This window comes from Desulfobulbus rhabdoformis, assembly GCF_016919065.1.
Lineage (GTDB): Bacteria > Desulfobacterota > Desulfobulbia > Desulfobulbales > Desulfobulbaceae > Desulfobulbus > Desulfobulbus rhabdoformis.
Map to the genome: position 1 here is coordinate 1 of NZ_JAFFQA010000038.1, position 12,164 is coordinate 12,164.

At 50.2% G+C, this 12,164-nt stretch carries 8 protein-coding genes; 7 read left to right on the top strand and 1 reads right to left on the bottom strand.

The annotated features are described in order from the left end of the window. Positions 1-189 precede the first annotated feature (189 nt). The 5 genes from JWJ90_RS17085 to JWJ90_RS17105 all read left to right on the top strand — a co-directional run bounded on the left by JWJ90_RS17085 (position 190) and on the right by JWJ90_RS17105 (position 6,537). The gene (locus tag JWJ90_RS17085; RefSeq protein ID WP_205228429.1) at positions 190-2,274 is read left to right on the top strand and encodes a metallophosphoesterase; all 2,085 of its coding nucleotides are present in this window, start codon (positions 190-192) and stop codon (positions 2,272-2,274) included. 232 nt (positions 2,275-2,506) lie between these two features. Then, on the top strand, positions 2,507-3,193 hold the full coding sequence (locus JWJ90_RS17090; RefSeq protein ID WP_205228430.1) for a TIGR00153 family protein: 687 nt from the start codon (positions 2,507-2,509) through the stop codon (positions 3,191-3,193). A gap of 8 nt (positions 3,194-3,201) precedes the next feature. Then, positions 3,202-4,467, top strand: a complete 1,266-nt coding sequence (locus JWJ90_RS17095) for an inorganic phosphate transporter (protein ID WP_205228431.1) — start codon at positions 3,202-3,204, stop codon at positions 4,465-4,467. A gap of 642 nt (positions 4,468-5,109) precedes the next feature. After that, positions 5,110-6,282, top strand: a complete 1,173-nt coding sequence (locus JWJ90_RS17100; protein WP_205228432.1) for a Na/Pi symporter — start codon at positions 5,110-5,112, stop codon at positions 6,280-6,282. Between the two features lie 15 nt (positions 6,283-6,297). Next, complete coding sequence (locus tag JWJ90_RS17105) at positions 6,298-6,537, top strand: DUF3450 domain-containing protein (protein ID WP_205228433.1); 240 nt, start codon at positions 6,298-6,300, stop codon at positions 6,535-6,537. 142 nt (positions 6,538-6,679) lie between these two features. On the opposite strand, the gene JWJ90_RS17110 is transcribed toward JWJ90_RS17105, so the two are convergent. Next, a complete protein-coding gene (locus JWJ90_RS17110) occupies positions 6,680-7,330 on the bottom strand; it encodes a peroxiredoxin (protein WP_205228434.1) in 651 nt (216 codons plus the stop codon). 229 nt (positions 7,331-7,559) lie between these two features. Here JWJ90_RS17110 and JWJ90_RS17115 point away from each other — a divergent pair, with 229 nt between their 5' ends. Together JWJ90_RS17115 and JWJ90_RS17120 are read left to right on the top strand one after the other, a co-directional pair. After that, on the top strand, positions 7,560-10,691 hold the full coding sequence (locus tag JWJ90_RS17115) for a DEAD/DEAH box helicase (RefSeq protein WP_205228435.1): 3,132 nt from the start codon (positions 7,560-7,562) through the stop codon (positions 10,689-10,691). Positions 10,692-10,861: 170 nt separating this feature from the next. Then, on the top strand, positions 10,862-12,100 hold the full coding sequence (locus JWJ90_RS17120; protein ID WP_205228436.1) for an FIST signal transduction protein: 1,239 nt from the start codon (positions 10,862-10,864) through the stop codon (positions 12,098-12,100). The last annotated feature ends 64 nt before the right edge of the window (positions 12,101-12,164 follow it).

The following is a 12,164-nucleotide window of genomic DNA, read 5'->3' on the forward strand; positions in this document are numbered from 1 at the left end:
AAATATCTCTCCTTATCACCTCCCCTCACTAAAAAGGGGGAGGCGATAAGGAGAGATATTTCGGACTACCCTTTGCTCGAAATTTTCAAAATTCCAGATTTCTACCCACGGATTCGGCGGAAGAGCCATTTTTAGAAGTATGAAAAAGGTCATTATTTCAATAATTTTCATTTTACCTTCATCGGTCAGATGAAAAATCTCCTTAAAAATATACTCGTCCCCATTAAGGATATCCAAGAAACCAGGGGCATATTGATCCCCATTGGTATGGAATACCTGCAGATGGTTGTGACAGGGCCGCCCGGAGCTGGTAAATCCTATTATATCAACCAGATTGGCGGCTGGCCCAATGAAGGGTATATCGACCTGACTCAAAAAAATTGGTGGAAGAACCAGACACTTATCTACAGGCCGCGGGAAGTGCATCTTGGCATGCCGTTTAAAGGCTTTAACGAAGCCCTGACGGTTTTTGACAAGGAGTGGGTTGAAGCTGAGCCATCACCTCTGCTGGAACCAGCGCGAATAAAGATTCCCGGACGGGGCACATCTTTTTTGCAGAAAAACTGGATAAACAGATATGTCTTCGAATTTCTTCTGCCCCCCCCCGAGAAAATTTTCAACCGAAGACTGCAGAGACAAGATCAGGGGTATTTCCCTGTGGATGTTGGGCTGACGCTGGAAATGGTTGAGAGGCAGGTGCAGGCATATCAGGAAATTGCCCTCTATCTGCACAGGGCCGGATTAAATATTTCCATTCGTGATTCCTTAAGCGGCCCGCCCTATTATATTGCAGAAAAAGGGGCGGTCTCTGTTCCCAGATGGTCCATACCCACCAAGCCTCCACGTCCAAGTCTCAACAGTGTAAAGGGATGGAAGCAGGTCCTGGGGCTCAACCGCAGCACCTGGTTCAATATCACAGCTGAGCCAAAGGCCTTGGTCGAGGTGAGCAGAGTGGCCCATGACGGCAAAACATTTGAAATGCTCATAGGTGACCAGCGGTTCTATTTTGCGCCGGAGATTCCCCTGGGGGTAAAATGGGCCTCTTTACGTAAACATTGGCGCATCTCTGCACCGTATGTCTGTGACAGCAGCGAGCCCTTGGGATTTGTTCGCATACAGGATGGGGAGACGGTGATCATGGGGCGGGCAAATAAAATATTCCGCCATATTCTTCAATTTGACTCCTCCATCGCTGATCGCCATGTCGGCATTACCAATCAGCGTGGTGACCTGACCTTTACCCCGCTGGCTCATGAGCAACCGGTGCAACTCGTACGCTCTGACGACATGGATTATAGGGAACGGGTAAAGCTGGAGCGGGAAAACGCCTTTTACAGTATCAGGCAGATTTTCGGGGGACAAATCAAACAAAAATCCGCGACCGAGGCCCTACAGCTGCTCCATAATACCATTGACTGCATGACTCGGGACCCTGCCCGTGAGGTTGCCAGGTCAGGTCAAGGAGGCGGAATCATTCGGCTGGACAATGACACTATCCCCGTCATTGTAGGAGACCTGCATGGCCAGGTAGACAATCTGTTAAAAATCCTCAGTGAGAACTGTATGCTGCGCCACCTCGACAGGAAGGCGGTGACCATGGTCCTCCTGGGAGACGCGCTCCATTCGGAAATAGCCGGGGAAATGGAAAAGATGGACAGCTCCATTCTCATGATCGATCTTATTTGCGCTCTTAAGCTGAGGTTTCCCGAAAATTTTCACTACATCGCCGGCAATCATGATTCCTTTTCGGAAACAATCAGTAAAAATGGTATTTCCCAAGGCCTGTTATTGAAAGAAGAACTGCTTGATCGCCGCGGAAGCGACTATGTCAACGCCATGGAAACATTTTTCTCGAGCCTGCCCTACATTGTCCATGCAGAGAATTTTTTTGCCTGCCATGCAGCACCGCCGATTTCCACTGTCACATACAACGATCTTGTCAACATCACCCAGCACCCTTCACTCATCCGGGAAATTACACGCAACAGGCTGCAACGACCCAATTTTCCAGGCGGGTATAATAAAAAGGATATTGCGCGATTCCGGAAGACCCTGGGGTGTGCCAAAAAAACACCATTTATTGTCGGTCACACCCCGATCGATCCCTTTGGCAGTGCCTGGAAGAATGTTGACGGTATAAAAAATCATCATATCATTTACAGCGCCCTTCAGGATGGCCCTGCTGTCCTCCAATATATCAGAGGCAGATTTATCCCGTTACACTACCCCGCAGAACCTTTGACAAAACTGATTAACGACCTGAAGCCACTTTGACGTCGAACCGATCGGGAAAAAAGAAGAGGTTTTTAACCGTAAAAAATATTGACAATTCATCTGGATTTGGCTTGAAACGCAGGGTACATTGACTTCCTAACAATAACCTCACAAATCGTAGGGCACTTGTATAGTCCGTGACGTTTCGACACAAATATACAGGCCCTGAGTCTACTAGCCTGTCGCCAGAGACGGGTCCTGATGGCAAACACTGCTAAGGAGATCGAGGATTATGCCTATCCGATCTACTACTCCCCTTCCCGGCCTTTTTCGACGTTCACCTTTCACCCCTCTTCAGGAACATATGCGCACGGTTTTTTCCTGCATATGCCTCATTCCCACTCTTTTTCATGCGCTCTACCTGAGGGAAGATGAGCAGATCGCAGATCTTGCTGCTCAAATAGATTCCCTTGAAACCGAAGCAGATAAAATCAAGTCCAACTTTCGCCTGAACATGCCGAACTCGCTGTTCATGCCGGTAGCCAGGCGGGACCTCCTGGAACTGCTCAACGACCAGGACTCGCTGGCGGATATAGCGGAGCACATAGCCCAGATTGTGGTCTCCCGTGATATGGTGGTGCCGGAAGCTATCAAGTCTCATCTTGATGCATTACTGGAAGAAACCATGGAGGCGACTTCAGCAGCCCTGAAAATAATTGAGGAGTTGGATGAACTTCTTGAAGTGGGCTTTGGAGGACGAGAAAGGGAAAAGGTTAGCGGTATGATCGATGGTGTTCGCAAATGCGAGAATAATATCGATAAGATTCTGCATAATACCCGCCGCTCACTCTTTGCTGTGGAGGACGAACTGGATCCGGTTTCCGTCATGTACTGGTATAAAATTATAGAACTGGTCGGAGATCTGTCAGATCAATCCGAGAACATTGCTGACCGACTTTTACTGTTTCTATCAAAATAAGGAAAAAAATGGAAATTATTGCAGCGTACGGGACCATCATGGTCATCATGGCAGTAGTATTCGGACTGTTCATGACCTGGGGCATTGGAGCCAATGACCTTGCCAATGCTATGGGGACCTCAGTGGGAGCTGGAGCTGTCACCATTAAACAGGCGATTTGCATTGCCATTGTTTTTGAATTTCTCGGGGCTGTACTGGCTGGCGGGAATGTAACCAAAACTATCAGAAAAGGGATCATTGATCCCAGCAGCATCATTAACCAACCGGAAATTTTGGTGTACGGCATGCTGGCGGCACTTCTTGCCGCAGCTTTCTGGCTCATGATCGCCTCTGCTAAAGGCTGGCCGGTCTCCACCACCCATTCTATCATTGGGGCTCTTGTCGGCTTTGCCATGGTCGGTATAGGCCCTGAGTCCGTGAAATGGGGAAAGATCGGCTCGGTTGTGATGAGTTGGGTCCTGTCGCCGGTCCTGGGCGGAACAATTTCTTATATCCTGGTGCTTTCCACGAGAAAATTCATTTTTAACACGGACAATCCCCTGGGCAACGCCAAAAAATGTGCGCCGGTCTATATTTTTCTCGTGGGCTTCATTATTTCCCTTGTCACCCTGTTCAAGGGACTCAAACATTTAAATGTAAATTTTTCGACCAGTCAGAGCTTTGCCTTGGCAGTCGTCATTGGTCTGATTACAGCGACCATAGGCTGGCTTTTTATCCGTCATATCAAAGAGGATCTCCTCCGTAGCCGGGACTTTCACTTTGAAGCGGTTGAAAAGGTATTTACCCCCATGATGCTCTTCACGGCATGTTCCATGGCCTTTGCTCATGGCTCCAATGATGTCGCCAATGGTATCGGTCCGCTGGCGGCAGTGGTGAGCATCATTACTTCCGGGGGTGAAGTTATGCAGACATCCGCGCTTCCAATCTGGATAATGTTGTTGGGCGGCGGCGGGATTGTTCTCGGTTTGCTGACCCTGGGATACAGGGTCATGCTGACTGTGGGGAGAAAAATCACGGAACTGACCCCTTCCCGCGGTTTCTGTGCCGAACTGGCAGCGGCGACCACTGTTGTCCTGGCATCCCGTACCGGCTTGCCTGTTTCCACGACGCATATCCTGGTCGGTTCGGTACTGGGGGTAGGGTTCGCCCGTGGCGTTGGAGCGCTCGACCTGCGTGTTGTGCTCAATATTATTATCTCATGGCTCGTCACCCTTCCGGCCGGAGCAGTTATGGCCATGTTCTTTTTCTTTACCCTTAAAGGAATTTTCAGCTGATTCGAATTTGTTCTGGGGGACTCATCAAGGTGGAAACCGAAAATATCAAGCTCTCCCCGATACTGCTTGACGAAAAGGTTTCCTGAGCTGAGGGATGGGGGGCTCTCACCAGCCGATCTTGCGATACGGTCTCTGTACATGCCGAGGACATCAAGCAATGTGATCGTATTCTCCCGATTTCCTACGTCGCTGTTTGGTCAATGGTGATAAAGGCCGGCATACTGATCAACAGAGAACACTCCATCAAGCCAATCCAGCCAGAAATACGCATTTTCAACAAATTACAGTATCGTCGTAGAACTGGCTAAATATTATTTTTTGGTTAGCATTTGATTAACAGTCAATCATTTCTTGATTATTTCACTCCCCATTGTAGAAGAAATTCACCAATCTCCTGGACTCGTGACAGTACACATAAAATGACGGAGTCATTTTGCTGAAAAGGCAAAACGTTCAAGCAACGTCCTTTCCCTTGTGCATGTCACTCGTCGCTCTTTGTTGAGCTTGCACCAGCGTGTCATCTTCACCCATTATGAGCAGTCACGACAATAAATAACTCTCTTGCTGCCCAGGCAACAAGAGCGGCATGCTCAAAATCACGCGCGAGTCCAGGATTCATTTCGAATTTCAGGAGAGGAGAATATGGGGTCCCAGGCAAGTGTTCTTGCAGAGGCATCGGTCGCGGATGTCAAACCCGCCAGCATTAAAGAATGGTTCTTTATTATAGGCCTTATTTATATTCTGCTTGTCGCCGTTGCCATGATTGGCGGTGGCTTCAAAGCAGTCGCAGGAGAAAATGCCAAAGCCCTTTTCGGCTTTGCCCAAAATCCAATCACCGGATTGGTCATTGGCACCGTGGCAACAGCGCTGATTCAGTCATCAAGCACAGTTACTTCCATTATCGTAGGCCTCGTTGCCGGAGGCTTGCCCGTTGTTATTGCCATTCCCATGGTCATGGGGGCCAATATCGGCACCACCATTACCAACACCATTGTCAGCCTTGGCCATGTAAAACAGGGAGAAGAATTTCGACGTGCCTTTGCTGCGGCCACGATCCACGATTTTTTCAATCTGCTCAGCGTTATAATCTTTCTTCCCCTGGAGATATCTTTTGGCCTGCTGGACAAAATAGGCAATTTCTTTGGCGGTCTGATGCTGGGAAGCGAAGCGATCTCCCTGCAAAATCTCAATTTCATTAAACCGCTGGTTAAGCCTGCACTCCATTTTATCAACGATTCTCTGTTAGGAGCCCTGCCCCATCTTTTAGGCGGGCTTATCATGATCGCGCTTGGCGTGGCCCTGATCATTGCCGCGATTACCATGATCGGCAAAGTGTTGAAAGTGCTCATGGTGGGGAAAGCCAAAGAGGTGCTGCACTGGGCCGTTGGCCGTGGCCCACTCTCCGGGCTGGCATCCGGCACCTTCATGACAGTCCTGGTACAGTCTTCATCAACCACGACCAGCCTGATTGTACCTCTTGCCGGAAACGGTGTCTTCAACCTGCGCCAAGTCTATCCCTTTACCCTGGGGGCCAACATCGGTACTTGTATCACCGCGTTATTGGCGGCAACAGCCATCACCGGTCCCAACGCTCTCTTTGCCCTGCAGATCGCCCTGATACATCTGTCGTATAATGTCTTGGGCGTCATCGTCATTTATGGTATTCCTTTTCTACGTAACCTTCCGCTTGTGGCAGCACGAACACTGGCAGACGCAACGGTTAAAAATAAACTCTACGCCCTAGTATATATCTTAACCGTCTTTTTTATTGCCCCAGCCACCCTAATTGCCGGGAGTTCCCTGCTAGGACTCTAAGGGGATACGGATGCAATGAACAAACGCCGACAAGAACTGGAACAACGCATTACCCAGCTGGAACGATCTCTGGAGCAACTTAAGACGCAGCTCAAGAAAGAGACGGAGACTGACCAGCACCAGGCAATTGACCAACTCGAAAATTACTTCAACGAAGTAGACGATCGTTTTGCTCATCTCAGTGATTTCTGGGGCTCAATGCTCGAAGAGTTTCATTCGATTTTTAATAGTGACACACCGATCGAGCATAAATAATAACGACGATACGCAGAGTCTGCAAAACCAACGCCTGAATCCGTGAGCAATAAAAAAGGGAAGACCTCAGGGGGCCTTCCCTTTATTTGGCTGCTATCTCAGTCTTTGGCAGATTCTTTGACAGATCTAAAGAGCTGGGATTTTATTTTTCCAGTGGTTTATGGCAAAACCACCAATCGTACCCTTCATATTGCTCTAACCGCTCTTTCGCCAGAAAGACATCTCCCGCCGGCGGTACGATGACCCGATCCCCGATAAGATCAGAATTAGGCCAGTCAGCCGGCATGGCTCCCTGTTTATCCGAGACCTGCAGCGCTTTTACCGCACGAACAATTTCATCCATATTACGCCCGATTTCCTGGGGATAATACAGAATCAAGCGGACCTTGCCAAAGGGATCGACAATGAACACTGCGCGGACGGTATTGGTTCCTTTACCGGGATGAAGCAGACCAAGTTGCATGGCAATGGAATCATTGGCCGCGATGATGGGGAACTCAATCTCCACATCCAGCTTCTCTTTGATCCATTCCACCCATTTGATATGGGAGAAGACCTGATCAATCGACATACCTATTAATTCGCATCCCATCTCCTGAAACTGGGCAAAACGTTTCTGAAAACCAACAAACTCGGTGGTGCATACAGGGGTGAAGTCGGCAGGATGACTGAAAAGAACAAACCACTTACCGTTCATGTCCTCTGGTAGCGTCATGGGACCGTGGGTAGTTTGGACTGTCATCTCAGGAAATATGTCACCGAGCAGAGGCATGTTCATGGTTGCTTGATCCATTATCTTCTCCTTAATTGAATTGATTTAATAAAAATTATCATTAGCGATACACATAACCCAATCCTCGTTTCAGGTCAATATAAAAATGAGAATCTATATCAAAAAATAGATTTTCCTAAAAAGAAGGGGAGCTAAAAGGAAAGCATATTTTTTGTAGCAGTTCAGTGTGTTTCTTTTATGATTACCTCCGGAATCCGTGACGAAGGGTGGTCACAGAACAAGGTCTCCTATGACTGATACGAAGCTTTTTAAGCTCATTCATTTGCTGTTCAGGGCCCCCCACTGTTCCGGATTCAGGTATCTGCAAAAATCACCATCTTCCACTGCCCTTCACATTATGTATATAGTCATCCCTCCAGACAGCCTGCCTCCTTTTCTTCCGCTCCCTGCGACATTTCTGCTCAGCAACTGGTTTGATCGTGAAACCCTTGACCAGGGGTACGCATTGCTGCAACAAGCCAAGATCACGCAGTTCTTTTTTTATAGAAACAGCGCGGCTGGCTTCATCGGTCACCACAAACTCACGCTTTTCTTTCGCCCCAGCCAACGCATCGAATCGGGATTCACCCTTCAAGACAGCCACTGCACGCTTTGTAAATCCTCCAGCAAAGATAAACGATGTGCCCACCTGGCAGCGCTCTGCATACTCAGCCTGCATGAACACTCCCCGGACACCTACCACCCTTTTCCGCTTCTGTTTAAGCAATCTATCTGGGGGAACCTGGCCGATTTTCTCTTCACCTGGCTGGGTAAGGGAAAAGAAGCGCCTCAAATAACACTCAACGCAACCGAACTCTCCCTGATGCAGACGACCAACGATGGGAGCCTCCGTGCCACCTTGTCCAGGTTGCCGATTGACGCGACCGAGCTCCTTGCCCCAGAAGTTCCAGAGGAGCTCCAGCACCTCTTCAGCCAGATGCAAAATCGATGCACCACCAGCAACGAGCAGCAGCTGATAAAAGTGGGGGCAACAAGTAAAGGACTGCAGCACGATGCATCCCTCTGGACCCGGCTCTGCAGAGCCGCGTTCAGCCGCCTTGGTGACGGCGTCCCCACAGTGACGCACACAGGAACGCCCGAGGCTTTTGTGCTCTCAATAAACGACAACCAGGCCGGTGTCTCCCTTGCCATCACCTTGCCTCGGGCCAATACTGTTGAGCTGCTCAAAAAACTTGGTTTGCTTCAAGACCCATATTGCCAGTTACCGGACGCCCGATGCGGCAGCGATATATCGCCTACAGCAGAAGGGACACTCCGAGTCAGTCCTATTGCCTGGCTCCCTGACGATCGTTGTCTGTCTGTTGCCGAACTCCACCAACACAAATTCGGTCCCTACTATTATCTGCCCCAAGAAGGATTTATCAGACTCTCTTCACCTGACAGCGCTGCCAGGATAATAATAGACTCCCCCACCGAGACCACAACGCCCCTGTTTGCCTTTCTCCAGCAGGCAGATGAACGTATTGTCGAACAGAAGAACCTGGCAACATTTCTTGAGCACAACCAGGAACAACTGCACCACCCGGACAATCGGGTTGCTCCGGAAGTCTTTGCCATGCGTTGTATCCATACTCCAGACCGACTCATTCTTACTGGACTCCAAGAGGAGCAGGGCTGGATCGTTCTCTCCTGTCGATTTGGCATCGGCGAGGAGCAGATCCTCCCTTCACAACTCATCAAAGCCTTACAGAAACGACAACCTCTGATCTGTGGTCTGACGACACTTCAGCCCAACGACGGCCCCCTCACCTGGCTGTACCAACGTTTTCGCCACAAACCAAAAGACCTGACCACACTCCCAAAGGAGGGACTGTGTCTCACCAGAGGAGAGTTTGCCTGTCTGGTTTCAGCCATTCCTGACATTGAGCACCAGCACAACGTCCCAGAGCTGCAACAACGGCTGAACAGCCTCTCCTCTCTGGAAAAACAACCACAGACCGACACAAGAATTCGCCATCAAAAACATCTGCGTGAGTATCAAAAAACAGGGCTTTCCTGGATGTACATGCTCTACCAACTGGGAATGGGAGGACTTCTGGCTGATGACATGGGATTGGGGAAAACCCACCAGGCAATGGCCTTAATTGACACTGTCATTCGAGAAGATGCCCCATCGGCCTCCATTCTTGTTGTCTGCCCGGCCTCTGTCCTGCTCCACTGGGCAGATAAACTCAACCGCTTTTACCCTGACCTGGGATTCGCACTCTACTACGGCCCGGAGCGGAATCTGGACATAAGCAGCCAGGCGCAGATCATTCTCACCACCTATGCCATAATCCGTGCAGATGCCCACTTGCTCAGCCAAGAGGCATTTCAGCTTATTGTCTATGATGAAATCCAGGCTCTGAAAAACAGGCGCACCGCAACCCATCAGGCCTGCAGATCCCTGCACTCCCATGCTGTGTTCGGGCTTTCGGGTACACCGATCGAAAATTCACTAGCCGACCTCTTCTCCATTTTTGCCATCTGCCTGCCAGGTTTCTTTGGCCGCTTTAAAGACTTTCAGCATACCTTTCTCACGCCCATTGAAAAATATGACTCCCTGCCGCAGCAAGAGCTCCTGACCCAAAGAATCACCCCTTTTGTTCTTCGACGTACCCGCTCTCAGGTCCTGACCGAGTTACCGGAATTAATAGAAAATAATCGAAGCTGCTGCCTCAGTTCCACCCAGGCTCAACTCTATCAGGATACCCTCGCAGCACATAAGCCTCTGCTTGACGATATAGCCGAAGAAATAGCGCCCATCGATTATCTCCATGTTTTCGCCATGATGACCCGCCTGAAACAGATTTGCGACCACCCCTGTCTAGTAGAACAGTGCGCCGATCCCACTCGGTACAAAAGCGGCAAGTGGGATCTCTTTGTCGAGCTGTTGGATGAAGCCCTGGCAAACGGCCGCAAGGTCGTGGTCTTCAGCCAATACCTGGCTATGTTAAGCTTGATGGAGCATTATCTGGAAAGCAACAACATCGGTTTTGCTGAACTACGCGGAGACATGGCTGTTCCCAAACGCCAGGCCGCAATAGAGCGGTTCGCAAACGATGATGACTGCCGGATTTTTCTTGCCAGTCTGCTGGCTGGCGGAACAGGCATAGACCTGGTCGCCGGGAATGTCGTCATCCATTATGATCGCTGGTGGAACCCAGCCAAAGAAGAACAGGCAACCGCCCGTGTCCACAGAATGGGGCAAAAGGAACCTGTGGATCTCTTTCGCCTGACCACAGAAAATACTCTCGAAGAAAAAATTGATGCCATTATTGCCGACAAGAGGAAACTCAGTGATGCCATTATAAACGAAGATGATCTTGGAATGATCAAGCAACTCAGCCGAGAAGAGTTGCTAGCCCTTTTCAGCCTATAATCTGATCAGGTATGCGCCTGTGGCGCTGTATCACCTGCTGCCTCACAACGGTACGTTCAAAGTTTTTTTGACTTTCCCCGGGATTTATCAATAATTGAATCAGGCACAAGCATACTTCTCCGCAAGTATGTGCATTGCACCTGCCCAACATCCACCCCGAGGGAAAAACAATGCGTATTGCAACCGGCGCCACCACAGACCTGTCCCCCGAGGCTGTCCTTGCACTCTATGAAACACTGCTTGAGGACCTGCAACAGGATCCTGATTTTATTGTCCTCTTTTGTTCCGAAGACTATGAGATCAAACCCATAATAACCGCACTGCAGCACCGCACCCCGAACGTTGCCCTCCATGGAGGAACCTCATGCAAAGGAGTCATGACACAAATGGGGGTAGCAGCCGGAGAGAATGGCGGTCTGGCCATGCTGGCCATCAGTGACCCGGATGGCAGTTATGGGGTCGGAGTTGTGCCATGCGCACCTGATGCCAAAGAGGCGGCTCAACAAGCCATCAACCAGGCACTGATCAATGCGGATTGCCCCGGAGAGGTGCCGAGCATGGTCTGGCTCTCGGCTGTTCCCGGTCACGAGGAAGCCATTTTAGACGGAATAGCCGAAGTTCTGGGACCGGATGTCCCTGTTGCCGGGGGGAGCTCTGCCGACAATGAACTGGATGGATCCTGGAAGCAGTTCACCATCGAAGAGGTGTATAATGATGCGGTGGTGGTCACTGCCCTCTTCCCCTCAACCGATGTGATGTTTGCCTTCCACAGCGGCTATGAGCCCACCGATGCCAAGGGACTGATCACCAAGGCCGGTGGCTATGAAGCCACGGTCAATAAGGGCGTCGCCACGGCTACCAGCCAACGAACCCTGATAGAAATCAATGGTCGTCCGGCGGCAGAGGTTTACAACCAGTGGACCGATGGGCTGATCTCCGACATGCTGGGGAGCGGTGGGCATATCCTCGGTCTGACCACCCTGAGACCTCTGGGCAGAGTTGCGGGCTATATCGGCGAGGTCCCCTATTTTCAGCTATCCCACCCCGATTCGGTCACTGCTGACAATGCCTTAACCTTGTTTTCCGATATGGCGGCTGGTGATGAAATTGTTCTTATGCGGGGGACCGTGGACAGCCTTATCACCCGCGCGGGAAGAGTGGCCACCTCTGCCATGGAAACCCATGTGGCCGATCCTGAAGACGTGGCAGGCGCTCTGATTGTCTATTGCGCGGGCTGCATGCTGACAGTGGAAAATCGCTTAGGTGAGGTCGTTGACAGTATCCGCGAGGCACTTCCCGGCATCCCTTTTCTTGGCACCTTCACCTACGGTGAGCAGGGCTGTTTTCTCAACGGCGGCAATAAACACGGCAACCTGATGATCTCAGTATTACTTTTTACCAAGGAATAGCAGGACGGTTCCTGGCTGACGAGACTGGCAGCGTGCACCACATCCATCCCCCTCTGCAAAGGAA

Bases quoted from the DNA above. Each gene is read 5' to 3' on its own strand.
- JWJ90_RS17085 (WP_205228429.1), top strand. From the start codon at position 190: ATGAAAAATCTCCTTAAAAATATACTCGTCCCCATTAAGGATATCCAA.
- JWJ90_RS17090 (WP_205228430.1), top strand. From the start codon at position 2,507: ATGCCTATCCGATCTACTACTCCCCTTCCCGGCCTTTTTCGACGTTCA.
- JWJ90_RS17095 (WP_205228431.1), top strand. From the start codon at position 3,202: ATGGAAATTATTGCAGCGTACGGGACCATCATGGTCATCATGGCAGTA.
- JWJ90_RS17100 (WP_205228432.1), top strand. From the start codon at position 5,110: ATGGGGTCCCAGGCAAGTGTTCTTGCAGAGGCATCGGTCGCGGATGTC.
- JWJ90_RS17105 (WP_205228433.1), top strand. From the start codon at position 6,298: ATGAACAAACGCCGACAAGAACTGGAACAACGCATTACCCAGCTGGAA.
- JWJ90_RS17110 (WP_205228434.1), bottom strand. From the start codon at position 7,330: ATGGATCAAGCAACCATGAACATGCCTCTGCTCGGTGACATATTTCCT.
- JWJ90_RS17115 (WP_205228435.1), top strand. From the start codon at position 7,560: ATGACTGATACGAAGCTTTTTAAGCTCATTCATTTGCTGTTCAGGGCC.
- JWJ90_RS17120 (WP_205228436.1), top strand. From the start codon at position 10,862: ATGCGTATTGCAACCGGCGCCACCACAGACCTGTCCCCCGAGGCTGTC.